The sequence below is a fragment of the Acidovorax sp. GW101-11A03 genome, from assembly GCF_059424825.1.
In genome coordinates this window covers 35795-58411 of record NZ_JBWKZU010000037.1, presented here as the reverse complement: position 1 = coordinate 58411, position 22617 = coordinate 35795, and the positions used below count along the sequence as shown (strand labels likewise).

The 22617-nt window shown below is 65.9% G+C and carries 21 protein-coding genes; 16 read left to right on the top strand and 5 right to left on the bottom strand.

The genetic code is table 11. From position 1 onward, the window contains the following. Nucleotides 1-915: ExeA family protein (locus AC07Z7_RS16060; protein WP_494766874.1), on the bottom strand; the 915-nt coding region annotated here is incomplete at its 3' end. Nucleotides 916-1096: 181 nt separating this feature from the next. Here AC07Z7_RS16060 and AC07Z7_RS16055 point away from each other — a divergent pair. The 9 genes from AC07Z7_RS16055 to AC07Z7_RS16015 all read left to right on the top strand — a co-directional run bounded on the left by AC07Z7_RS16055 (nucleotide 1097) and on the right by AC07Z7_RS16015 (nucleotide 12637). Further along, on the top strand, nucleotides 1097-3043 hold the full coding sequence (locus tag AC07Z7_RS16055) for an AMP-dependent synthetase/ligase (RefSeq protein ID WP_494766873.1): 1947 nt from the start codon (nucleotides 1097-1099) through the stop codon (nucleotides 3041-3043). Between the two features lie 35 nt (nucleotides 3044-3078). Beyond that, complete coding sequence (locus AC07Z7_RS16050; protein WP_094289440.1) at nucleotides 3079-3864, top strand: ABC transporter ATP-binding protein; 786 nt, start codon at nucleotides 3079-3081, stop codon at nucleotides 3862-3864. A gap of 28 nt (nucleotides 3865-3892) precedes the next feature. Beyond that, on the top strand, nucleotides 3893-4822 hold the full coding sequence (locus tag AC07Z7_RS16045) for a branched-chain amino acid ABC transporter permease (protein ID WP_094289159.1): 930 nt from the start codon (nucleotides 3893-3895) through the stop codon (nucleotides 4820-4822). Between the two features lie 29 nt (nucleotides 4823-4851). Beyond that, the gene (locus AC07Z7_RS16040; RefSeq protein WP_094289161.1) at nucleotides 4852-5928 is read left to right on the top strand and encodes a branched-chain amino acid ABC transporter permease; all 1077 of its coding nucleotides are present in this window, start codon (nucleotides 4852-4854) and stop codon (nucleotides 5926-5928) included. Nucleotides 5929-6063: 135 nt separating this feature from the next. After that, on the top strand, nucleotides 6064-7389 hold the full coding sequence (locus AC07Z7_RS16035; RefSeq protein WP_094289163.1) for an ABC transporter substrate-binding protein: 1326 nt from the start codon (nucleotides 6064-6066) through the stop codon (nucleotides 7387-7389). Nucleotides 7390-7612: 223 nt separating this feature from the next. After that, nucleotides 7613-8422, top strand: coding sequence for an ABC transporter ATP-binding protein (locus AC07Z7_RS16030; RefSeq protein WP_094289442.1), 810 nt, complete (start codon nucleotides 7613-7615; stop codon nucleotides 8420-8422). A 221-nt stretch (nucleotides 8423-8643) separates the two neighbouring features. Beyond that, nucleotides 8644-9891, top strand: coding sequence for a phenylacetate--CoA ligase family protein (locus tag AC07Z7_RS16025; RefSeq protein ID WP_094289165.1), 1248 nt, complete (start codon nucleotides 8644-8646; stop codon nucleotides 9889-9891). 359 nt (nucleotides 9892-10250) lie between these two features. Further along, nucleotides 10251-11237: a tripartite tricarboxylate transporter substrate-binding protein gene (locus AC07Z7_RS16020; RefSeq protein WP_094289167.1), complete on the top strand. Its 987-nt coding sequence runs from the start codon at nucleotides 10251-10253 to the stop codon at nucleotides 11235-11237. Between the two features lie 281 nt (nucleotides 11238-11518). After that, complete coding sequence (locus AC07Z7_RS16015) at nucleotides 11519-12637, top strand: Bug family tripartite tricarboxylate transporter substrate binding protein (RefSeq protein WP_494766872.1); 1119 nt, start codon at nucleotides 11519-11521, stop codon at nucleotides 12635-12637. A gap of 36 nt (nucleotides 12638-12673) precedes the next feature. Here AC07Z7_RS16015 and AC07Z7_RS16010 read toward each other — a convergent pair whose 3' ends face one another. Together AC07Z7_RS16010 and AC07Z7_RS16005 are read right to left on the bottom strand one after the other, a co-directional pair. Further along, nucleotides 12674-13060: a nuclear transport factor 2 family protein gene (locus AC07Z7_RS16010; RefSeq protein WP_494766871.1), complete on the bottom strand. Its 387-nt coding sequence runs from the start codon at nucleotides 13058-13060 to the stop codon at nucleotides 12674-12676. 2 nt (nucleotides 13061-13062) lie between these two features. Further along, nucleotides 13063-13380, bottom strand: coding sequence for a DUF1840 domain-containing protein (locus AC07Z7_RS16005; RefSeq protein ID WP_494766870.1), 318 nt, complete (start codon nucleotides 13378-13380; stop codon nucleotides 13063-13065). Between the two features lie 157 nt (nucleotides 13381-13537). Here AC07Z7_RS16005 and AC07Z7_RS16000 point away from each other — a divergent pair, with 157 nt between their 5' ends. Genes AC07Z7_RS16000 through AC07Z7_RS15975 form a run of 6 tightly spaced genes read left to right on the top strand, consistent with a single transcriptional unit; the run spans nucleotide 13538 to nucleotide 20521 of the window. After that, complete coding sequence (locus AC07Z7_RS16000; RefSeq protein WP_494766869.1) at nucleotides 13538-15889, top strand: bifunctional salicylyl-CoA 5-hydroxylase/oxidoreductase; 2352 nt, start codon at nucleotides 13538-13540, stop codon at nucleotides 15887-15889. Between the two features lie 6 nt (nucleotides 15890-15895). Then, a complete protein-coding gene (locus tag AC07Z7_RS15995) occupies nucleotides 15896-16387 on the top strand; it encodes a MarR family winged helix-turn-helix transcriptional regulator (RefSeq protein WP_494766868.1) in 492 nt (163 codons plus the stop codon). Continuing rightward, nucleotides 16384-17238 carry an enoyl-CoA hydratase family protein gene (locus AC07Z7_RS15990; RefSeq protein WP_494766867.1) on the top strand — a complete coding sequence of 285 codons (855 nt, stop codon included), beginning with the start codon at nucleotides 16384-16386 and terminating at the stop codon, nucleotides 17236-17238. The genes AC07Z7_RS15995 and AC07Z7_RS15990 overlap by 4 nt, the downstream gene beginning before the upstream one ends. A gap of 4 nt (nucleotides 17239-17242) precedes the next feature. Continuing rightward, nucleotides 17243-18448: an acyl-CoA dehydrogenase family protein gene (locus AC07Z7_RS15985; RefSeq protein ID WP_494766866.1), complete on the top strand. Its 1206-nt coding sequence runs from the start codon at nucleotides 17243-17245 to the stop codon at nucleotides 18446-18448. A gap of 4 nt (nucleotides 18449-18452) precedes the next feature. After that, a complete protein-coding gene (locus tag AC07Z7_RS15980; protein ID WP_494766865.1) occupies nucleotides 18453-20120 on the top strand; it encodes an AMP-binding protein in 1668 nt (555 codons plus the stop codon). Between the two features lie 2 nt (nucleotides 20121-20122). Beyond that, nucleotides 20123-20521 (top strand): RidA family protein, encoded by a 399-nt coding sequence (locus AC07Z7_RS15975; protein ID WP_055400021.1) that lies wholly within the window; start codon nucleotides 20123-20125, stop codon nucleotides 20519-20521. Here the strand turns inward: AC07Z7_RS15975 and AC07Z7_RS15970 are convergent. After that, the gene (locus AC07Z7_RS15970) at nucleotides 20466-21434 is read right to left on the bottom strand and encodes an EamA family transporter (protein ID WP_494766864.1); all 969 of its coding nucleotides are present in this window, start codon (nucleotides 21432-21434) and stop codon (nucleotides 20466-20468) included. The genes AC07Z7_RS15975 and AC07Z7_RS15970 overlap by 56 nt on opposite strands. Nucleotides 21435-21531: 97 nt before the next feature. On the opposite strand from AC07Z7_RS15970, the gene AC07Z7_RS15965 reads away from it, so the two are divergent. Continuing rightward, the gene (locus AC07Z7_RS15965; protein WP_494766863.1) at nucleotides 21532-21993 is read left to right on the top strand and encodes an Lrp/AsnC family transcriptional regulator; all 462 of its coding nucleotides are present in this window, start codon (nucleotides 21532-21534) and stop codon (nucleotides 21991-21993) included. Between the two features lie 36 nt (nucleotides 21994-22029). Here AC07Z7_RS15965 and AC07Z7_RS15960 read toward each other — a convergent pair whose 3' ends face one another. Further along, nucleotides 22030-22614, bottom strand: a complete 585-nt coding sequence (locus AC07Z7_RS15960) for a phosphonate degradation HD-domain oxygenase (protein ID WP_494766862.1) — start codon at nucleotides 22612-22614, stop codon at nucleotides 22030-22032. Between the last annotated feature and the right edge of the window lie 3 nt (nucleotides 22615-22617).

The following is a 22617-nucleotide window of genomic DNA, read 5'->3' as shown; positions in this document are numbered from 1 at the left end:
CACCAGCGCGGCCCCCGCCACGGCGCCCAGGCCTGCCACCGCCCAGCGGGGCAGCAGGGGCTGGCCCTGGCGCGCGGCGGCGGCTGACGCCGGGGCATCGAACACTTCACGCGCAGCGCGGTTCACCGTGGAGGCATTCACCTCGCGCACCCCGGCGGCATAGGCGCCCAGCAGGGCCCGGTCACACAGCAGGTTGATGCGCCGGGGCACGCCGCGCGACAGGGCATGCACGCGCGCCATGGCGCGCTGGCTGAAGGGCATGGGCCCCTGCAGGCCCGCCACGGCCAGACGGTGGGCGATGTACTGCTGGGTCTCGCGCGGGCTCAGCGCATCGAGGTGGAAACGCGCAATCACGCGCTGCGCGAGCTGTTCCAGCGCGGGGCTGGCCACCATGGTGCGCAGCTCGGGCTGGCCGATCAGGATGATCTGCAGCAGCTTGCGCTCGCTGGTCTCCAGGTTGGTGAGCAAGCGCAGCTGCTCCAGCACATTGGCCGAGAGGTTCTGCGCCTCGTCGATGATGAGCACGGTGTTGCGCCCCGCCGCGTGCGCGGCCAGCAGCGAGGCGTTGAGCGGGTCGATGTAGTCCTTCACCGTCTCCACACCACCCGGCACCATGGGCTTGTGCGGCACGCCGAACTCGTCGCAGATGGAGCGCAGCAGCTCCCGCACCGTGAGCTTGGGGTTGAAGATGTAGGCCACGTTGCAGTGCGCCGGAATCTGCTCCAGAAAACAGCGGCACACCGTGGTCTTGCCCGCCCCTACCTCGCCGGTGAGCAGCACAAACCCGCCGCCTGCATCCAGCCCATACAGCAAGTGGGCCAGGGCCTCGCGGTGGCGCTCGCTCATGAACAGGTAGCGCGGGTCCGGGGCGATGGAAAACGGGGGATGCTGGAGACCGAAAAACGGGGCGTACATGGCTTGGAGGATACCGCCCACCCGCAGGCAGGGTTTTACCCACCCGGGAGTTACCCCTAAATTGTCGTCGGCAAGACAAGATGGCGTCAAAGTGGGTCCTAGCATTCCCCCATCGCGCAATCACAAGCCTGCGCCCCCGGCTGTCACCGGGCTGACACCTTCTCACTTTCAGGAAGCTGCAATGTTGACCACGTTCCCGCAACTGCTGCTCAAGCATGCCACCGAGCGCCCCACGGCCCCGGCCCTGCGCGAAAAAGAATATGGCATCTGGCAAACCCACAGCTGGGCCGACCTGGTGCGCCTGGTGGAACAGGTGGCCGCCGGCCTGCACCTCGCGGGCCTGAAGCGCCACGAGCACATGGTGGTGATTGGCGCCAACCGCCCCCGCCTGTACGCCACCATGCTGGCGGCACAGTCGCTGGGCGCCATCCCCGTACCGCTGTACCAGGACGCAGTGGCGGCCGAGTGCATCTTCCCGCTCAACAACGCCGAGGTACGCTTTTGCCTGGTGGAAGACCAGGAGCAGGTGGACAAGCTGCTCGAAATCCGCGAGCAGTGCCCGCAGATCTCCAACATCTACTTTGACGATCCGCGCGGCCTGCGCAATTACCAGGAGCAGGGCCTGGCATCGCTCGATTCGCTGATCGAAGCCGGTGCCGCCCATGTCGCCAAGCACCCCCAGTGGTTCCGCGCCGAGGTGGCCAAGGCCAGCCCGGACGACGTGGCCGCGATGTTCTTCACCTCAGGCACCACGGGCAACCCCAAGGGCGTGGTGCATACCCACAGCACCCTGCTGGACCGCGCGAGCGCAGGGGCCGAGTTCGACAAGCTCACCAGCAGCGAAGAGGTGCTGGCCTACCTGCCTCCGGCCTGGATCGGCCAGAACATCTTCAGCTACGCCCAGTGGCTGGCCTGCGGCTACGTGGTCAACTGCCCCGAGTCGGCCAGCACCGTGACGATCGACCTCAAGGAAGTCGGCCCCACGTACTACTTTGCGCCGCCCCGCATTTTTGAAGGCCTGCTCACCAGCGTGATGATCCGCATGGAAGACGCAGGCGTCCTCAAGCGCAAGATGTTCCACGCCTGCATGGCCGTGGCCAAGCGCGTGGGCCCGGCACTGATGGACGGCGAAACCGTAGGCACCCTGGACCGCATCAAGTACGCGCTGGGCAACCTGCTGGTGTATGGCCCGCTGCGCAACAACCTGGGTTTCAGCCGCGTGCGCGTGGCCTACACGGCGGGTGAAGCGATCGGGCCCGACCTGTTCACCTTCTACCGCTCCATCGGCATCAACCTCAAGCAGCTCTACGGCTCCACCGAGACCGCCGTGTTCGTCTGCCTGCAGCCTGACAACCAGGCGCGCGCCGACACGGTGGGCGTGCCCATCCGGGGCGTGCAGATCAAGGTGGCCGACAACGGCGAGATCCTGGTCAAGTCGGCCGGGCTGCTCAAGGAGTACTACAAGAACCCCAAGGCCACCGCCGAGGTGCTCACGGCCGATGGCTGGTACCACACCAGCGATGCGGGCTTCCTCGACGCCCATGGACACCTCAAGATCATCGACCGCGTCAAGGACGTGGGCCGCATCAAGGGCGGCGCCAACGACGGCGCGATGTTTGCGCCCAAGTATGTGGAGAACAAGCTCAAGTTCTTCCCGCACATCAAGGAAGTGGTCGCACTGGGTGACGGCCGCGAGAAGGTGTGTGTGATGGTCAACATCGACTTCGACGCCGTGGGCAACTGGGCCGAGCGCCGCAACCTGCCCTACGCGGGCTACACCGACCTGGCGCAGAAGCCCGAGGTGTACGAGCTGGTGCGCGAGTGCATCGAAAAGGTGAACGCCGACCTGGCGACCGACGCCCTGCTGGCGGGCAGCCAGGTGAGCCGTTTCCTGGTGCTGCACAAGGAGCTGGACGCCGACGACGGCGAGCTGACCCGCACCAACAAGGTCCGCCGGGGCTTCATTGCCGAGAAATACGCGGTGCTGGTGGACGCGCTCTACGCGGGCCGCAACGAGCAATACATCGAAACCCAGGTCAAGTTCGAAGACGGCCGCACGGGCAGCGTGAGCGCCACCCTGAAGCTGTCGGACACCAAGACCTACGCACCCGTGAAGGCTGCTGCATGAAGCCCGCGCTCTACCCGCTGGAGAAGCCCCCCACCATGACCACCAAGAAGATCGGCGACGTCATCCTCGACGTCAAGAACATCAGCCTCCGGTTTGGCGGGGTGAAGGCACTCACCGACATCTCGTTCAACGTGAAGGAGCACGAGATCCGCGCCATCATCGGCCCCAACGGCGCGGGCAAAAGCTCCATGCTCAACTGCATCAACGGCGTGTACACACCGCAGGACGGCTCCATCACCTTCCGGGGCAAGACGTTCTCGCACATGAACTCGCGCCAGGTGGCCGAGATGGGCGTGGCGCGCACCTTCCAGAACCTGGCGCTGTTCAAGGGCATGAGCGTGATCGACAACATCATGACCGGCCGCAACCTCAAGATCAAAAGCAACCTGTTCCTGCAGGCGCTGCGCCTGGGCCCCGCCGAGCGCGAGGAGATGGCCCACCGCGAGAAGGTCGAGCACATCATCGACTTCCTGGAGATCCAGGCCCACCGCAAGACTCCCGTGGGCCAGCTGCCCTATGGCCTGCAAAAGCGCGTGGACCTGGGCCGGGCTCTCGCCATGGAGCCGCAGGTGCTGCTGCTCGATGAACCCATGGCCGGCATGAACGTGGAAGAGAAGCAGGACATGTGCCGCTTCATCCTGGACGTGAACGATGAGTTCGGCACCACCATCGTGCTCATCGAGCACGACATGGGCGTGGTGATGGACATCAGCGACCGCGTGGTGGTCCTGGACTACGGCAAGAAGATCGGCGACGGCACGCCCGACGAGGTGCGCAACAACCAGGACGTGATCAGCGCCTACCTGGGCACATCGCACTGAAGCCCCCGAAAGCGCAGGAGACAACAACATGGGATTTTTTCTTGAAACACTGCTGGGCGGCCTCATGGCCGGCATGCTGTATTCGCTGGTGGCGCTGGGCTTTGTGCTGATCTACAAGGCCTCGGGCGTGTTCAACTTTGCGCAGGGCGCGATGGTGCTGTTTGCGGCGCTGGCCATGGCCCGCTTTGCCGAATGGGTGCCCAAGTGGACTGGCCTGGACAACCAGATCGCCGCCAACCTGATCGCCTTTGTGCTCGCAGGCGCGGTGATGTTTGTGGTGGCCTGGGTGATCGAACGCCTGGTGCTGCGCCACCTGGTCAACCAGGAAGGCGCCACGCTGCTCATGGCCACGCTGGGCATTGCCTACTTCATGGAGGGCCTTGGCCAGACGATATTTGGTGGCGACATCTACAAGATCGACATCGGCATGCCCAAGGACCCGATGTTTGCGCTGGAAAGCCTGTTCCAGGGCGGCATCCTGATCAACAAGGAAGACGTGATTGCCGCCGCCATTGCCGCCGCGCTGGTGGTGGCCCTGTCGCTGTTCTTCCAGAAGACCTCCACCGGCCGTGCGCTGCGCGCCGTGGCCGACGACCACCAGGCCGCCCAGTCCATCGGCATCCCGCTCAACCGCATCTGGGTGATCGTGTGGTGTGTGGCCGGCGTGGTGGCCCTGGTGGCCGGGATGATCTGGGGCAGCAAGCTGGGCGTGCAGTTCTCGCTGGCCACGGTGGCGCTGCGTGCGCTGCCAGTGGTGATCCTGGGCGGCCTCACCTCGGTGCCGGGCGCCATCATCGGTGGGCTGATCATCGGCGTGGGCGAGAAGCTGTCGGAGGTGTACCTGGGCCCCTATGTGGGCGGGGGCATCGAGATCTGGTTTGCGTATGCACTGGCGCTGGTGTTTCTTCTCTTCAGGCCACAAGGCTTGTTTGGGGAGAAGATCATTGACCGCGTGTAACTCATAACAAGAACAACAGGAGACCTCCCATGCTTTACCGCGAAAACGGCCAGTTCAAGACCAGCTACCGCGCCGACCAGCAGATCTTCCCGATCGCACAGGACCGCATCGCCATCGCCCTGCTGCTGGCCGTCGCCTTTGTGGCGGTGCCCATGCTCGCCAGCGACTACTTCTTCCGCGCCATCCTGATCCCGTTCGTGATCATGTCGCTGGCGGCCCTGGGGGTGAACATCCTCGTGGGCTATTGCGGCCAGATCTCGCTGGGCTCGGGCGCCTTCATGGCCGTGGGGGCCTACGGCGCCTACAACTTCTTTGTGCGGCTGCCCGGCCTGCCGCTGATTCCCGCACTTATCCTGGGCGGCCTGTGCGCCACGTTCTTCGGCATCCTGTTCGGGTTGCCCAGCCTGCGGGTGAAGGGGCTGTACCTGGCGGTGGCCACGCTGGCCGCACAGTTCTTCAGCGACTGGATGTTCCTGCGCATCCGCTGGTTCACGCTCGACACGCCCTCGGGCTCGGTGTCGGTGTCCAACCTGCAGGTCTTCGGCCTGCCAATCGAAAGTGCCACCTCCAAGTACCTGTTTTGCCTGGCGATCCTGGTGGTCATGGCACTGATGGCCAAGAACCTGGTGCGCGGCGCCATTGGCCGTGAGTGGATGGCCATCCGCGACATGGACGTGGCCGCCTCGGTGATCGGCATCCGCCCCATGTACGCCAAGCTCAGCGCATTTGCCGTCAGCTCCTTCATCATCGGCGTGGCCGGTGGCCTGTGGGCCTTTGTGTACCTGGGCGCCTGGGAACCCGGCGCGTTCTCGGTGGACATGTCGTTCCGCCTGCTGTTCATGGTGATCATCGGCGGCATGGGTTCCATCATGGGCAGCTTCTTCGGCGCGGCCTTCATCGTGGTGCTGCCCATTGCGCTCAACCAGTTCCTGCCACTGTTCCTGGGGCTTTTCGGCATCAGCATCTCCACCGCCGGTGTCTCGCACGCCGAGCTGATGATCTTTGGCGGCCTGATCGTGTGGTTCCTGATCGTGGAACCCCATGGCCTGGCCAAGCTGTGGTCGATGGGCAAGCAGAAGCTGCGCCTGTGGCCCTTCCCGCATTGAGCGGCTGCCCCGACTTTTCCGCATCCACCAAGAGGCTTGCTCGATAACACCGATGCGTTCTGCAGCGATTGTTGTTTGACTGAAGGCCCATGTGATTTCGCAGTGCTTCAACCACTTTATTGACAGGAGACAACCATGAAGCTTCGTACCCTGGTTCTGGCCGTGGCCGCTGTGGCCGCCGGTGCATCGGTCGTATCGACCAGCGCCTTCGCGCAGGCCAAAGAACAGTTCATCCCGGTGCTGTCGTACCGTACGGGCCCCTACGGCCCGAACGGCGCGCCCTGGGCCAATGGCTACGTGGACTACCTCAAGCTGGTGAATGCCCGGGGCGGCATCAATGGCGTGAAGCTCGCGTTTGAAGAATGTGAAACCGGCTACGACACGGCCCGCAGCGTGGAGTGCTACGAACGCCTCAAGGGCAAGGGCGCGTCGTTCGTGCAGCCCCTGTCCACGGGCGCCACGTTTGCCATCACCGAGAAGGCCCCTGCCGACAAGATCCCGGTGGTGACCATCGGCTATGGCCGCTCCGAAAGTGCGGACGGCAGCGTGTTCAAGTGGAACTTCCCGATCGCGGGCACCTACTGGGTGGCGGCCGATGCCATCCTGCAGGCCATCGGCAAGAAAGAAGGCGGTCTGGACAAGCTCAAGGGCAAGAAGATCGCCCTGGTCTACCACGACAGCCCCTATGGCAAGGAGCCCATCCCGCTGATGCAGGAGCGCGCCAAGATGCACGGCTTTGACCTGCAGCTGCTGCCCGTGACGGCGCCCGGCGTGGAACAGAAGGCCACCTGGCTGCAGATCCGCCAGGCACGACCCGACTACGTGGCACTGTGGGGCTGGGGCGTGATGAACTCCACCGCCATCAAGGAAGCCCAGGCCACTGGCTACCCGCGCGAGAAGATGTACGGCGTGTGGTGGGCCGGTGCCGAACCCGACGTGAAGGACGTGGCCGACGGCGCCAAGGGCTACAACGCCGTGACCATGCAACACGGCGCCGAGCCCCAGTCCAAGCTGGTCAAGGACGTGCTGGCCCAGCTGCACGACAAGGGCCAGGGCACAGGCCCCAAGGACGAAGTGGGCCAGGTGCTGTACATGCGCGGCGCCATGAGCGCGATGCTGGGCGTGGAAGGCATCCGCGCTGCGCAAGAGCGTTTTGGCAAGGGCAAGGTCATGAGCGGCGAGCAGGTGCGCTGGGGCCTGGAAAACCTGAACCTGACCCAGCCCAAGCTGGATGCGCTGGGCTTTGCAGGCGTGATGCGCCCCATCAGCACCTCGTGCACCGACCACATGGGCGCCGCCTGGGCACGCATCCACACCTGGGATGGCAAGGCCTGGAAGTTCACATCCGACTGGCTGCAGGCTGACGAGCAGATCATCAAGCCGCTGGTGAAGGCAACGGCAGCGAAGTACGCAGCCGAGAAGAAGCTGACGCCGCGTACGCCGGAAGACTGCCAGTCTTGAGGTCATCCCCCTGAGGCGCTAACGCGCCTTCCCCCTTCTCTCGGCTTCGCCGGGAAGGGGGACGCCACCAGCGCGGCGGGGCGGCCCTTGCGCGGTCGCACTGGCATTGGGCTGCAACCGTGTTTGCGGCCTGTGATTTGTGGTTGCTCCTTCTGGGGCAGCCGCCAATCCAAAGAGTTGCCCCTGCAGCAGCTTTTTGGATTGGCACAGCGAAGGCAACACCATGGACTCTAAAAACATTGTTCTCAACGTCAACGGCATCGAGGTCATCTACAACCACGTGATCCTGGTGCTCAAGGGTGTGTCCCTGCAGGTGCCGGAAGGCTCCATCGTGGCCATCCTGGGGGGCAACGGCGCGGGCAAGACGACCACGCTGCGCGCCATCTCCAACCTACTGCAGGGCGAGCGGGGCGCGGTCACCAAGGGCAGCATCGAGCTGCGCGGCGAGCGCATCGAGAATTTGTCGCCCGCCGACCTGGTGCAGCGCGGCGTGGTGCAGGTGATGGAGGGGCGGCACTGCTTTGCCCACCTGACCATTGAAGAGAACCTGATGACGGGCAGCTACACCCGCACCAGCAAGGCCGAGATCGCGGCGAACCTGGAGAAGGTCTACAACTACTTCCCGCGCCTCAAAACGCGCCGCACCTCGCAGGCGGCCTACACCTCGGGCGGCGAGCAGCAGATGTGCGCCATTGGCCGCGCACTGATGGCCAACCCCAGCATGGTGCTGCTGGACGAACCCTCGATGGGTCTGGCGCCGCAGATCGTGGAAGAGGTGTTCAACATCGTGCAGGACCTGAACAAGAAGGAAAAAGTGACCTTCCTGCTGGCCGAGCAGAACACCAACATGGCGCTGAAGTACTCCGACTACGGCTACATCATGGAAAGCGGCCGCGTGGTGATGGACGGCGCCGCGAGCGACCTGGCCAACAACGAGGACGTGAAGGAGTTCTACCTGGGCGTGGGCGGCGGCGAGCGCAAGAGCTTCAAGGATGTGAAGAGCTACAAGCGGCGCAAGCGCTGGCTTGCTTAAGGTGCCCCCTGAGGCGCTGGCGCGCCTTCCCCCTCAGGGGGACGCCACCAGCGCGGCGGGGCGGCCCTGGCGCGGTGGCGCTGGCATCGGCCGCGCCAGTTTTCAAGGCAGCGTCTTTTCGAACCCAGTTTCAACAACTCCTGTTTTTATAGCTGCTTACGCTTGATGCAAAAGCGCTAGAGGCATATTTCACTCAAACAACCTCACAAGGAAACCCAGGCATGAGCACGTTCTATGACGCCCTGGAAACGCGCAGCCCCGCCGAGCGCGAAGCGGCCTTGATGGCGGCGCTGCCGCAGCAGATCGCCCATGCCCAGAAGGCGTCGCCCGCCTTTGCCGGCATCCTCGCGGGTGTGGATGCCAAAACCATCACCAGCCGCGCCGCCTTGGCGCAGCTGCCCGTCACGCGCAAGTACGAGCTGCTGGAGCGCCAGCAGGCAGGCCGCGCCACCAATGTGTTTGGCGGCTTCAGCGCGCTGGGATTTGGCCCCGGCATGACGCGTGTGTTTGCCAGCCCCGGCACCATCTACGAGCCCGAGGGCACGCGGCCTGACTACTGGCGCATGGCGCGCGCCATCCACGCCGCTGGCTTTCGCGGCGGGGAGCTGATCCACAACAGCTTCAGCTACCACTTCGTACCTGCGGGTTCGATGATGGAAACCGGCGCGCACGCGCTGGGCTGCACCGTGTTTCCCGGCGGCACGGGCCAGACCGAGCAGCAGGTGCACGCCATGGCCGAGCTGAAGCCTGCGGGCTACATCGGAACGCCCAGCTTTCTGAAAATCATTGTCGAGAAGGCCGCCGAGCTGGGCGTGGCGCTGCCCACCGTCACCAAGGCCCTGGTGTCGGGCGAGGCCTTCCCGCCCTCGTTGCGCGACTGGTTTGCCGAGCGCGGCATTGCGGGCTACCAGTGCTACGCCACCGCCGACCTGGGCCTGATCGCCTATGAAACATCAGCCCGTGAAGGCCTGGTGCTGGACGAAGGCGTGATCGTGGAGATCGTGCGCCCCGGCACCGGCGACCCGGTGCCCGAGGGCGAAGTGGGCGAGCTGGTCATCACCACGCTCAACCCCGACTACCCGCTGATCCGTTTTGGCACCGGCGACCTGTCGGCCGTGCTGCCCGGCCCCTGCCCCACCGGCCGCACCAACACCCGCATCAAGGGCTGGATGGGCCGTGCCGACCAGACCACTAAGGTGCGTGGCATGTTTGTGCATCCCGGGCAGATCGCCACGATTGCGCGGCGCTTTCCGCAGGTGCTGCGCGCGCGTCTGGTGGTCAGCGGCGAAATGGCCAACGACCAGATGGTGCTGCAGGTCGAGACCACCGAGACCGCCGAGGGCCTGGCCCACCAGCTGGGCGACGCCATCCGCGAAGTGACCAAGCTGCGCGGCGAGGTGCAGATGGTGGCGCCGGGCACGCTGCCCAACGACGGCAAGGTGATCGAGGACGCGCGGAGTTATCGGTAACCGGGGCCGCTTGCGACGCCGCCCCCTGGGGAACGCCACCCGTGGCCTGGCAAAGCCGGTTCCACGCTGGCTCTGGCATTGGCAGGTGCCGGTTTCAGGGGCCCGCTGCGGGTTTTCGCCCCGGAGGAGACGGGTTTGCGGCAGCGCAAGACATGTCCACTTCATGCCCATTTGGCGCGCCGGGGAACCGCAGTGTTTACCCTAACAATCGCTATATTATTGATAGCGTACAAGGCAATACAGACGAGCGCAACAGGCCTGTAGAGCTTAAAAACCATGCCACCAGTGTGCTACGTACTATCCGCAATGTTTCCGCAAATCCCCCTCGCTATCATGGCCCGTCATTTACAGGAGAGACCATGAAAAAGATGCTGAAACTCGCACTGATCGCTGCCGCCGCAGCCGCTGCCTTTGGCGCCAGTGCCCAAGAGTTCCCCGCCAAGGACAAGACCGTCACCATCGTGGTGCCCTTTGCCGCCGGTGGCCCCACTGATCGCGTGGCCCGTGACCTGGCCGAAGCACTGCGCAAGCCCCTGGGCGCCACCGTGGTCGTAGACAACACCGCCGGTGCGGGCAGCTCCATCGGCGCCGCCCGCGTAGCCCGCGCCACCCCCGATGGCTACACGCTGCTGCTCAACCACATTGGCATGTCCACCATGCCTGCGCTGTACCGCAAGCTCTCGTTCAGTGTGCCCAACGACTTTGAATACCTGGGCATGGTCAACGAAGTGCCCATGACGCTGATCGCGCGCCCCACCATGCCCGCGAACAACTTCAAGGAACTCACGGCCTGGATCCAGCAGAACAAGGGCAAGATCAACCTGGGCAACGCCGGCCTGGGCGCTGCGTCGCACCTGTGCGGCCTGATGTTCCAGAGCGCCATGCAGGTGGACATGACTGCCGTTCCCTACAAGGGCACCGCCCCCGCAATCACCGACCTGATTGGCGGCCAGATCGACCTGCTGTGCGACCAGACCACCAACACCACCTCGCAGATCGAAGGCAAGAAGGTCAAGGCCTATGCCGTGACCACCGCCAAGCGCCTGACCACGCCCGCCCTGAAGGACTTGCCCACGCTGGCTGAATCGGGCCTGAAGGACTTCAACGTGAGCATCTGGCACGGCCTGTACGCGCCCAAGGGCACGCCTGCCGATGTGCAGAAGAAGATCAACGACGCCCTCAAGACCGCTCTGAAGGACCCCGAGTTCATCAAGAAGCAGGAAGCCCTGGGCGCCGTGGTCGTGACCGACAAGCGCGTGGACGGCCCCGAGCACAAGAAGTTTGTGGCCGCCGAAATCGACAAGTGGGGCGCCGTGATCAAGGCCGCCGGCACCTACGCCGACTGACCTGGCAGCAGCGCTGCCCAACCGGGCGGCGCGGCATCGCATCACCGCCCTCCTCCAGCCACCGCGCCCCACGGCCCGGTGGCTTTCTTTTTTTGATGCCCCGTTGCGGCACCCCGACTGGCCCATCACGGCGACACGCGCGACGACTTGCAAGGTCGCGACACCCTCGGGTAATCCCATCTGCCCGGGCCGCACACACCCGCGTAGAACAGAGGGCAGACACGCCGATCAAGCACAGGCAGCGGCGCAGCTTCCACTGGTTTCAACGAGGAATGGCTTCCATGGCACAAGCACACGACTTTCGCACCCCGGCGCGCTCCAGCGCGCAGATCCAGGCCCGCGCCCATGCGCGCAGCCGCCGCAAGGCCGTGGCCCTGGCCTTCACCCTGAGCGCGCTGGGCGCACTGGCCGTGGCCGCCGCCGGTGCGCTGCTGGCACCGGGCACGGCCCATGCCCAGGCGGCCGCCCCTGCAGGTGCGGGCTGGCCGACCAAGCCCGTGCGCATCGTGGTGCCGTTTGCGCCTGGGGGTACCACCGACATCCTGGCGCGCGCCATGGCGCCGGAGCTGTCCAAGGCCTTCGGCCAGCAGTTCATCGTGGACAACCGCGCAGGCGCTGGCGGCAATGTGGGCGCCGAGGTGGTGGCCAAATCACCCGGCGACGGCTACACCCTGCTCATGGGCACGGTGGGCACCCACGGCATCAACCGCGCGCTGTATGCCAAGCTGCCCTACGACCCCATCAAGGACTTTGTGCCCATCACCCTGGTGGCCGCCGTGCCCAACGTGATGGTGATGAACACCGACAAGGCCAAGGCCCTGGGCGTGACCAATGTGCAGGACTTCATCCGCGTGGCCAAGGCCAGCCCCGGCAAGATGAACATGGCATCGAGCGGCAACGGCACCTCCATCCATCTGGCAGGCGAGCTGTTCAAGAGCATGACCGGCACCTTCATGCTGCACCTGCCCTACCGGGGCTCGGGACCGGCGCTCCTGGACATGGTGGCGGGCAACGCCGACGTGATGTTCGACAACCTGCCCTCGTCCATGGCGCAGATCAAGGCGGGCAAGCTGGTTGCGCTGGCCGTGACCAGCGCAGAGCGCTCGGGGGCCTTGCCCGACGTGCCCACGGTCGAGCAGGCAGGCGGCCCCACACTCAAGGGTTATGAGGCCAGCTCCTGGTTCGGCCTGCTGGCCCCCGCGGGCACACCGCCCGACATCGTGAACCGCATCCAGCAGGAGGTCGCCAAGTCCCTGGCTACACCGGCCATGAAGGAACGGCTGCTGGCCCAGGGCGCCATCCCCGGCGGCAACACCCCGGCCGACTTTGCCAAACACATCGACAACGAACACCGGAAATGGGCGCAGGTGGTAAAGACCTCGGGCGCCAAGGTGGACTGATACAGACAGGGGGCACAGCCCCGTCAGGGTGCGCGATCAGCCTGCAGGCAGCGCAGGGGGCCCCAGGCGCTTGGCCCCGGTGGCGAACGATGCCCGCTGGATGCGCCCACCCACCACCTCGTAAACACACAACATTTCCACCGTGCCCAGGCCCTCGGGGAAATTGCGGGTGATCAGCTCATAGTCCACCACCATGGCGCCCACCACGGTGCGCGACAGCAGGCGCGCATGCAGGTCGGGCTCGGCAAAGCGCGCCAGAAACCGCTCCCGCATCTGCGCATGGCCCTGGGCCAGACGCTCACCGTGCAGCACATACTGCTCGGCATCGGGGGCATAGGTGGCCAGCAGCGCGTCGATGTCCTTGGCGTTGTAGGCATCCAACTGCGCCTGCACCACGGCAAGGGGTGGGAAGACCGAGGCCATGGCTACACCCCCCAGACCACATCCACCTGCTCGGCGGCACTGCGGCGCAGCATCTCGATGAAGGGCGCCACGCGCTGGCGCAGGCGCACGGCCTCCATGCGCTCTCGTTCGGTCACCTCTTCACCCGCTTCATCCCCCGATGGCTGCGCCTCTTCGGCGGCCACCGCCGCCTCCAGCGCGGCAATGGCCGCAGGAATCTGGGCGGCAGTCACGATTCCGCTCGGCCCGGGGGTCTTGCCCATGATGGTCACGATCTGCCGCCCCTGGGGTTCCAGCATGATCAGATCGGCGGCGGCGCGGGACTTGAATTTGTAAAGCATGGGATAGGAAAGCCTTCTCAGGTCAGGTCACAAAAGGGCGTGCAAACGCATGCCCCCTAGGCCCTTGATTGTGCGCCGGACAGGCCGGGGTGCCCCCAAAGACCCGCACGGGAACCCCCCATTGACAGCAGTTTGTTTAGGTCTAAACTATTTTGACATGAACATCCTCTGCATTGGCGGCGGGCCCGCCGGTCTCTATTTCGCCCTGCTGATGAAGCAGCAGAACCCCGCGCACCGCATCACGGTGGTCGAGCGCAACCGGCCGTTCGATACCTTCGGCTGGGGCGTGGTGCTGTCGGACCAGACGCTGGCCAACCTGCAGGCGGCCGACGCGCCCACGGCAGCCCTGATCGGCGACGCGTTCAACCACTGGGACGATATCGAGGTGTTTTTCAAGGGGCGCAGCGTGCGCTCCACCGGCCACGGCTTCTGCGGCATCGGCCGCAAGCGGCTGCTCAACATCCTGCAGGACCGGTGCCTGGCGCTGGGCGTGGAGCTGGTGTTCGAGACGGACGTGGCCGACGACCAGGCGCTGGCCGCCCAGTACAACGCCGACCTGGTGATCGCGAGCGATGGCCTCAACAGCCGCATCCGCACCCGCTACGCCAGCGTCTACCGGCCCGACATCGACCTGCGCCAGTGCCGCTTCGTGTGGCTGGGCACCAAGAAAAAATTCGACGCTTTTACGTTTGCTTTCGAGCAGACCGAGCATGGCTGGTTCCAGGCCCATGCCTACCAGTTCGACGCCGACACCTCCACCTTCATCGTCGAAACGCCCGAGGCCGTGTGGAAGGCCCACGGCCTGGACGCCATGGAACAACCCCAGGCGATTGCATTTTGCGAAAAGCTCTTCGCGAAGTATCTGGACGGCAACGCCCTCATCAGCAACGCCACACACCTGCGCGGCTCGGCCAACTGGATCCGCTTTCCGCGCGTGATCTGCAACACCTGGGTGCACCGTGAACCCATCGGCGGCAAGCAGGTGCCCATCGTGCTGATGGGCGATGCCGCGCACACGGCGCATTTCTCGATTGGCAGCGGCACCAAGCTCGCGCTGGAAGACGCCATCGACCTCGCCAACGAGTTCGCCACCGGCCTGCCCATCGACGACGTGCTGCAGCACTACGAGGCGCGCCGCAGCGTGGAGGTGCTCAAGATCCAGAATGCGGCGCGCAACTCTACGGAATGGTTTGAAAACGTGGCGCGCTACACCGGCATGCCCATCGAGCAGTTCACGTACTCGCTGCTCACGCGCAGCCAGCGCATCAGCCACGAGAACCTGCGGCTGCGCGATGCGGCGTGGCTGGAGGGTTACGAGGCCTGGCTCGCACGCGGCAAGGCGGCGATTCCGCCCATGCTCACGCCTTTCACGCTCAAGGGCCTCACGCTCAAGAACCGCATCGTCGTCTCGCCCATGGCCACCTACAGCGCGGTTGAGGGCGTGCCGCAGGACTTCCACCTGGTGCACCTGGGCGCGCGCGCGCTGGGCGGCGCCGCCCTGGTGATGGTCGAGATGACCAGCCCCACGCCCGAGGGCCGCATCACCCCCGCCTGCCCCGGCCTGTGGAACGATGCGCAGCAAGCCGCCTTCACGCGCATCGTGAACTTTGTGCATGGCAGCAGCACGGCCAAGATCGGCCTGCAGCTAGGCCACAGCGGCCCCAAAGGCTCCACGCGTGTCGGCTGGGAGGGCACGGACGAGCCCTTGGAGAGCGGCAACTGGCCCCTGCTGGCCGCCAGCCCCCTCGCCTACGGCGCGCAGAACCAGACCCCTGCCGCCATGACCCGCGCCGACATGGACCGTGTGACCGCCGCGTTTGTGGACAGCGCCCGCCGCGCCGTGGCCTGCGGTTTTGACTGGCTGGAGCTGCATTGCGCACACGGCTACCTGCTGGCCAGCTTCTTGAGCCCCGCCACCAATCAGCGCACCGATGAATACGGCGGCAGCCTGGAGAACCGTTGCCGCTACCCGCTGGAGGTGCTGACCGCGCTGCGCGCCGTGTGGCCCGCCGACAAGCCGCTCTCTGTGCGCATCTCGGCCCACGACTGGCTCCCCGATGGCAACACCGCCGACGACGCCATTGCCATCGCGCGCTTGTTCAAGGCCGCAGGCGCCGACCTGATCGACGTGTCCTCCGGCCAGACCACGCGCGACTCACGGCCCGTGTATGGCCGCATGTACCAGACACCGTTTGCCGACCGCATCCGCAACGAGGTGGGCATTGCCACCATGGCGGTGGGCGCGATCACCGAGGCCGACCACGCGAACAGCATCATCGCGGCCGGCCGCGCCGACCTGTGTGCCATTGCCCGCCCGCACCTGGCCGACCCGGCCTGGACACTGCACGCCGCCGCGCAGCTGAGCCCCGTAGCCGCCGCCCACACCGACTGGCCGGTGCAATACCACAGCGGCCGCGACCAGATGCTGCGCGAGATCGCCAAACAAAAGCAGATGGCCGCGCAGGGCGCACCGGCGCAGGAATCCACCAAACCCGCAGCCATCGAGTAAACCCCCATGGACCTCGAAGCCCGCCTGCACGGCGCCGCCCCCAGCGAACACCCCGAAGCCCTGCGCCTGTGGCTGCGCCTGCTCACCTGCACCCAGCTCATCGAAAAGCAGGTGCGCAGCCACTTGCGTGCGCAGTTCGATACCACCTTGCCGCGCTTTGACCTGATGGCGCAACTGGAGCGCGCGCCGGACGGCATGAAGATGAAAGAACTCTCACGCCGCATGATGGTGACGAGCGGCAACATCACCGGCATCACCGACCAGCTCGTGGCCGAGGGGCTGGTCGAGCGCATGGACGTGGAGGGCGACCGCCGCGCGTACCTGGTGCGCCTCACGCCGCAAGGCCGCGCGCAGTTCAACACCATGGCGCGCCAGCACGAGCAGTGGATCGTCGAAGCCTTTGCCACGCTGGGCGAACGCGACATCGCCACCTTGTACCGCCTGCTGGGCAAGGTGAAAGAGCACACACAAAATAATTCTCTGGAGACAACGGAATGAAGCACTACATCGGCGCGAGCAACCCCATGCGCGAGCAGTTCAACCCGCAGGCCAGCTATGTCGCTGAGCACTTTGCCTGGAGCTTTGCCGATGGCGTGGGCACCGTCACACTGAACCGGCCGGACCGCAAGAACCCGCTCACCTTCCAGAGCTATGCCGAGCTGCGCGACTTCTTCTACGCGCTGCGCTTTGCCACCGACGTGAAGGCCATCGTGGTCACGGGCGCGGGCGGCAACTTCTGCTCGGGCGGCGACGTGCACGAGATCATCGGCCCGCTGACCACCATGACCATGCCCGAGCTGCTCGAGTTCACGCGCATGACGGGCGACCTGGTCAAAGCCATGCGCGCCTGCCCGCAGCCCGTGCTGGGCGCCATCGACGGCATCTGTGCCGGTGCGGGCGCGATGATGGCGCTGGCCTGCGACATGCGCTACGGCACCGAGGCCACCAAGACCGCCTTCTTGTTCACCCGCGTGGGCTTGGCCGGGGCCGACATGGGTGCCTGTGCGCTGCTGCCCCGCATGATCGGCCAGGGCCGCGCGAGCGAACTGCTGTTCACCGGCCGCGCGATGACGGCGCACGAAGGCCTGGCCTGGGGGTTCTTCAACGATTTGCACGAAAGTGCCGACCTGCTGGCCAACGTGCAGGCCACCGCGCGCGCGCTGGCCGATGGCCCCACCTTCGCCCACGGTATGACCAAGACCATGCTGAGCCAGGAGTGGAGCATGACCATTGAGCAGGCCATCGAAGCCGAAGCGCAGGCCCAGGCTATCTGCATGCAGACCGAAGACTTCCGCCGCGCCTACGAAGCGTTCGCCGCCAAGCAAAAGCCCGTGTTCCAGGGAGATTGAACCCATGCACGTTGCAACGCCCCCGGCCCCCCGCCCGCCCTCGACGGCGCACCTGGCCCTGCCCTTCTTCGACGACGCCCACCGCGCGCTGGCCGAGGGCCTGGTGCCCTGGGCTGCCGCACAGCAGGTCGATGAAACCGACGACCGCGCCGCCTGCCGCGACTGGGTGCAGCGCCTGGGCACGGGCGGCTGGCTGCGCTACTGTGTGCCCGCCGCCCATGGCGGCGCGCTGCCCGCGCTGGACTCGCGTGCGCTGGTGCTGCTGCGTGAGACGCTGGCCTACCACTCGCCGCTGGCCGACTTTGCGTTTGCGATGCAGGGGCTGGGCAGCGGCGCGATCACGCTGGCGGGCAGCTCCGCGCAGCAGGCGCACTACCTGCAGGGCGTGGCACGCGGTGAGCTGATCGCCGCGTTTGCGCTCTCCGAACCTGAGGCTGGCTCGGACGTAGGCGCTATGAAAACAATAGCTGAAAGCGCATACCCATCAGGCGGTAACGGCCTAAAAGACTCATATTCCTTGACCGGAACCAAGACCTGGATCAGCAACGGCGGCATTGCCGACTTTTACTGCGTGTTCGCCAAGACCGACCCGGCCGGGGGCACGCGCGGCATCAGCGCCTTCATCGTCGATGCGAACACGCCGGGGCTCGACACCTCGCGCCACATCCATGTGATGGCGCCGCACCCGCTGGCCACGCTGGAGTTCTCCAACTGCAAAGTGCCTGCCACTGCGCTGCTGGGCGAGGAGAACGGCGGCTTCAAGCTGGCCATGCGCACGCTCGACATCTTCCGCGCATCGGTCGCCGCTGCCGCCCTGGGCATGGCCCGCCGCGCACTGGCCGAGGCGGTGCACCACGCCCGCCAGCGCCGCATGTTCGGCCAGACGCTCGCGGACTTCCAGCTCACGCAGGCCAAGCTGGGCGAGATGGCTGCGCTGGTGGACAGTGCCGCGCTGCTCACCTACCGCGCGGCCTGGCTGCGCGACACCGGCCAGGCGCGCGTCACCGCAGAAGCAGCCATGGCCAAGATGACCGCCACCGAAAGCGCCCAGCGCGTGATCGACATGGCGCTGCAACTGCATGGCGGGCGCGGCGTGGAAGTGGGCAGCAAGGTCGAATCGCTGTACCGCGACATCCGCTCGCTGCGCATTTACGAAGGCGCGACCGAAGTGCAGCAGCTCATCATCGGCAAGGCCGTTCTGCAGGAGTAATCGCATGAAAGCCCCCTCCGCCCAGCCCGACCACTTCGTGCACGACCGCCTGCCGCCGCCCGAGGCCTGGCCCACACTGCGCTACGACCTGCCCGAGCTGCAGATCGCCAACCAGGCCAACCTGGTGCAGGCGCTGTTCGACCAGGCCGAACGTGCGGGCCACATCGACCGCCCCCTGTTGCGCGGCCCGCACCGCACGTACACCTACCGCGACGCCCGCACCGAGGCCGCGCGCATTGCCGAGGTGCTGACGCAGGACCACGGCCTGGTGCCCGGCAACCGCGTGCTGCTGCGCGGTGGCAACACGGTGGAGATGGCGCTGGCCTGGCTGGGTACCGTCTATGCGGGGCTGGTGGCGGTGGCCACCATGCCGCTGCTGCGCGCGGTGGAACTGGGCAGCATCATCGACCGCGCCCAGCCCACGCTGGCACTGTGCGACGGCCGCCTGTTGGCCGAGCTGCAGGCCGCGCAGACGCAGCACCCCGTGCTCGCCACCATCGTGCCCTTCCACACGGCGCCGGATGCGGCCGACCTGCTGCAGCGCGCGCAGGGCAAGCCCGGCACCACACCGCCCTGCCCCACGTCGGCCGACGACATCGCGCTGATGGCCTTCACCTCCGGCACCACCGGCGCACCCAAGGCCGCCGTGCACACGCACCGCGATGTGCTGGCAGGCTGCGAGGCCTGGCCGCGCCATGTACTCAAGGCCACACCCGATGACATCGTGGCGGGCTCGCCGCCCCTGGCGTTCACGTTTGGCCTGGGCGGCTTGCTGGTGTTTCCGATGTGGGCCGGGGCCAGCGTGTACTTCCCCGACCAGCCCTATACACCCGAAACCATGGTGCGGCTGATGCGCGATGCGGGCGTGACCATCTGCTACACCGCGCCCACTTTCTACCGCCAGATGGCACCCTTTGCCAAGCAGATCGGCCTGCCCCAGTTGCGCACCAGCGTGAGCGCGGGCGAGGGCCTGCCGGACGCCACACGCCAGCTGTGGAAAGAGGCGACCGGCCTGGACATGACGGACGGCATTGGCGCCACCGAAATGTTCCACATCTTCATTTCCTCGCCCGGCGGTGAGAGCCGGCGCGGCGCCATCGGCAAGGTGGTGCCCGGATACACCGCCAAGGTGGTGGACGACGACGGCCACGAGGTGCCACGCGGCACAGTGGGCAAGCTCGCGGTGATCGGCCCCACGGGCTGCAAGTACCTCGACGACCCGCGCCAGGCCAAGTATGTAAAGGATGGCTGGAACTACCCCGGCGATGCGTTCACCCAAGACGCCGACGGCTACTTCTTCTACCAGGCGCGCGATGACGACATGATCATCACCGCCGGCTACAACGTGGGCGGCCCCGAGGTGGAAGACGCCCTGCTGCGCCACCCGGCCGTGGCCGAGTGCGGCGTGATCGGCGTGCCCGACGAGGAGCGCGGCATGGTGGTCAAGGCCATCTGCGTCCTGAAGCCCGGGCACACGGGCGACGCCGCCATGGTCAAGACGCTGCAGGACCATGTGAAAGCCACCATTGCTCCGTTCAAATACCCGCGCCTGGTGGAGTTCGTCGCGGCCTTGCCCCGCACCGAAACCGGCAAGCTGCAGCGCTTCAAGCTGCGCCAGGGTGCGGCTGCATCACCCTCCGCCGCTTCGCCCAATTCCACAAAAACAACATGACGATGAAAAACACCCTTTTGCAGCCCGAAGGCTGGGTCACCCCCAAGGGCTACGCCAACGGCGTGGCCGCACGCGGCACCATGGTCTTTACCGGCGGCCAGATCGGCTGGAATGCGCAGCAACAGTTTGAAAGCGACGACTTCATCGACCAGACGAGGCAGACGCTGCTGAATGTGCGGGCGGTGCTGGAGGCTGGCGGCGCAGGCCCCGAGCACCTGGTGCGGCTGACCTGGTACGTGACCGACCGCAACGAATACAACAGCCGCTTGAAGGAGCTGGGCGCGGTCTACCGAGAGGTGCTGGGCAAGAACTTTCCGGCCATGGCCTGCGTGCAGGTGGCGGGGCTCATGGAAGAGCGCGCGAAGATCGAGATTGAAGCAACCGCTGTAATCCCGGACTGAGCTTTTCCAGCCACCGCTGCAGCGCTTGCCCGTACAGAATGAACGCCAGCGCCGCCCCAATCAACGGCAGCGCGGCAAACACCCAGCCCGTGAGCAGCTCGCCCCCCAGCGCCACGCCCACCAGCAAAGCCACCGCAGGGTTCACGAACGAATAGCTCCCCGCCAACGCTGCGGACGTGTTCTGCAGCAGCCATAGATATGCATTGAGCGCCACCAAGGTACCAAACACCAGCAGATAGACCCACGCCGCCCACGACTTGGCAGTGACCTGGCCCAGGGCGCTCAACGGCTCAAACCACAACGCCACCACCAGCCCCATGGCGCCCCCCGCAAACCACTGCGCGGCCGATGCCATGGCGGGCGCGGGGAGCGACAGCTTGCGCGATGCATACGAGCCCACGCTCCAGCACAGCGGCGCGCCAAAGGCCAGTAGCGCACCCAGCCAGGTGGCGGAAAAGTCGCCTTCCAGCGCCAGCAGCAGTGCGCCCACCACGCCCAGCGCCAGGCCGATCCAGCTGGTGAACGGCACGCGCTCGCCGCCCCAGCGCGACCACAGCGCCAGCCACATGGGCATGGTAGTGACCACCGTGGCCATCAGGCCCGAGCCGATGCCGAGCTTTTGCGCAAAACCCATCAGGTTCATGGCCAAAAACACCATGCAGCCACCCACCACCGCCGAGTTGCGCCATTGCCCCCACGTGGGCAATGCATGGCCTTGCCACAGCGCAATCAGCAGCATCACGCCACCGGCGCACAGAAAACGGATGGCATTCATCAGCAGTGGCGGCATGCTCTGCAGCGCAATACCGATGGCGAAATAGGTTGTGCCCCAGACGATGTAGACCAGCAGCAGTGCCATGGCAACCGCCCCGTTGCGTTGTGCGCGGGCTTGCGCATTGAAAATTGTCGGCATATTCTTCACCTGACCGAATAATTTATGGAAACCGCAAGGTTTTCGGAATTTTTACCAAAAACAAGCGGCTATGCAAGCAAATATTCAGACAGACGACATGGACGCCAGAATTATTTCGGCACTGGGCACCGATGGCCGACGTTCCTATGCCGATGTGGGGGCTGAAGTGGGGCTGTCCACCGCCGCCGTGCATGAGCGCGTGAAGAAGCTGCTGGACAAGGGCGTGATTCGCCGGTTTTCGATCAGCGTGGACCCGGAACGCGTGGGGCTGAACTTCACCGCGTTTGTGGCGATCCGCAACGATGGCGGCGCGCACTGCCGCGACATTGCGCCGCGCCTGCGCGGTATCCCCCAGGTGGAGGAGTTGCACAGCGTGGCTGGCGAGCACGACTTCCTGGCCAAGATCCGCACCACGCACGCGCGCGGGCTGGAGGACGTGCTCTACCAGATCAAGGCGATTCCCGGCGTGGCGCGCACCACGAGCACCGTGGTCCTGAACACCGAATTCGAGGACCGGCCGCTGGACCTGGGCTGGGTGAATGGCGACAAGGGCGGCTGATGCAGGGCGGTGGCCCCGGTCCCGCCGCGCGGCTGTTTACGCCGCTACCGGAGCGCGGTCCGCCGCAGTGGCAACAGCCGCCGGGGCCTGCACCAGGCGCTGCACCAGCGCCATGTAGTAGCCCAGCGGGGGCGTGACCAGCCCCGGCACCTTGGCATGGTCGTCATAGCGGCGCAGGCGGATGGCCTCCTGCGCAAAGGGCTGGGCCGCAAACTGCATCGCCTCTTTGGGCGTGAAGGGCCCGCCCTGCAGCACCAGGCTGTGCTGGGATGCGGGCGAGAGCGTCTCCCAGTACCCCGGCTCCATGGTGCACAGGTAGCGCTTGGCATCCACATGCAAGCGGATGGGCTCCAGCACCGCGTCGGGCAGCAGGCCCCGCAAGAACGGGATGGCCATGTACTGGTGCAGGTCGTCCTGCTCGGCCGTGTCGCCCCCGGGCGCCAGCAGGTGGCCCAGGTCGTGCAGCAGGGCAGCGACGACAGTGGCCGGGGTTTCACCTGATTTTTCGGCCCACTGTGCACACTGCAGCGCATGCTCCAGCTGGTTGACCGCCTCGCGGCCGTACTGGTTCACGCCCCGCGTGGCAAGCAGGTGGGCAACGTCTTCAAGGCTCAATGCCATCGT

Bases quoted from the DNA above. Each gene is read 5' to 3' on its own strand.
- AC07Z7_RS16055 (WP_494766873.1), top strand. From the start codon at position 1,097: ATGTTGACCACGTTCCCGCAACTGCTGCTCAAGCATGCCACCGAGCGC.
- AC07Z7_RS16050 (WP_094289440.1), top strand. From the start codon at position 3,079: ATGACCACCAAGAAGATCGGCGACGTCATCCTCGACGTCAAGAACATC.
- AC07Z7_RS16045 (WP_094289159.1), top strand. From the start codon at position 3,893: ATGGGATTTTTTCTTGAAACACTGCTGGGCGGCCTCATGGCCGGCATG.
- AC07Z7_RS16040 (WP_094289161.1), top strand. From the start codon at position 4,852: ATGCTTTACCGCGAAAACGGCCAGTTCAAGACCAGCTACCGCGCCGAC.
- AC07Z7_RS16035 (WP_094289163.1), top strand. From the start codon at position 6,064: ATGAAGCTTCGTACCCTGGTTCTGGCCGTGGCCGCTGTGGCCGCCGGT.
- AC07Z7_RS16030 (WP_094289442.1), top strand. From the start codon at position 7,613: ATGGACTCTAAAAACATTGTTCTCAACGTCAACGGCATCGAGGTCATC.
- AC07Z7_RS16025 (WP_094289165.1), top strand. From the start codon at position 8,644: ATGAGCACGTTCTATGACGCCCTGGAAACGCGCAGCCCCGCCGAGCGC.
- AC07Z7_RS16020 (WP_094289167.1), top strand. From the start codon at position 10,251: ATGAAAAAGATGCTGAAACTCGCACTGATCGCTGCCGCCGCAGCCGCT.
- AC07Z7_RS16015 (WP_494766872.1), top strand. From the start codon at position 11,519: ATGGCACAAGCACACGACTTTCGCACCCCGGCGCGCTCCAGCGCGCAG.
- AC07Z7_RS16010 (WP_494766871.1), bottom strand. From the start codon at position 13,060: ATGGCCTCGGTCTTCCCACCCCTTGCCGTGGTGCAGGCGCAGTTGGAT.
- AC07Z7_RS16005 (WP_494766870.1), bottom strand. From the start codon at position 13,380: ATGCTTTACAAATTCAAGTCCCGCGCCGCCGCCGATCTGATCATGCTG.
- AC07Z7_RS16000 (WP_494766869.1), top strand. From the start codon at position 13,538: ATGAACATCCTCTGCATTGGCGGCGGGCCCGCCGGTCTCTATTTCGCC.
- AC07Z7_RS15995 (WP_494766868.1), top strand. From the start codon at position 15,896: ATGGACCTCGAAGCCCGCCTGCACGGCGCCGCCCCCAGCGAACACCCC.
- AC07Z7_RS15990 (WP_494766867.1), top strand. From the start codon at position 16,384: ATGAAGCACTACATCGGCGCGAGCAACCCCATGCGCGAGCAGTTCAAC.
- AC07Z7_RS15985 (WP_494766866.1), top strand. From the start codon at position 17,243: ATGCACGTTGCAACGCCCCCGGCCCCCCGCCCGCCCTCGACGGCGCAC.
- AC07Z7_RS15980 (WP_494766865.1), top strand. From the start codon at position 18,453: ATGAAAGCCCCCTCCGCCCAGCCCGACCACTTCGTGCACGACCGCCTG.
- AC07Z7_RS15975 (WP_055400021.1), top strand. From the start codon at position 20,123: ATGAAAAACACCCTTTTGCAGCCCGAAGGCTGGGTCACCCCCAAGGGC.
- AC07Z7_RS15970 (WP_494766864.1), bottom strand. From the start codon at position 21,434: ATGCCGACAATTTTCAATGCGCAAGCCCGCGCACAACGCAACGGGGCG.
- AC07Z7_RS15965 (WP_494766863.1), top strand. From the start codon at position 21,532: ATGGACGCCAGAATTATTTCGGCACTGGGCACCGATGGCCGACGTTCC.
- AC07Z7_RS15960 (WP_494766862.1), bottom strand. From the start codon at position 22,614: ATGGCATTGAGCCTTGAAGACGTTGCCCACCTGCTTGCCACGCGGGGC.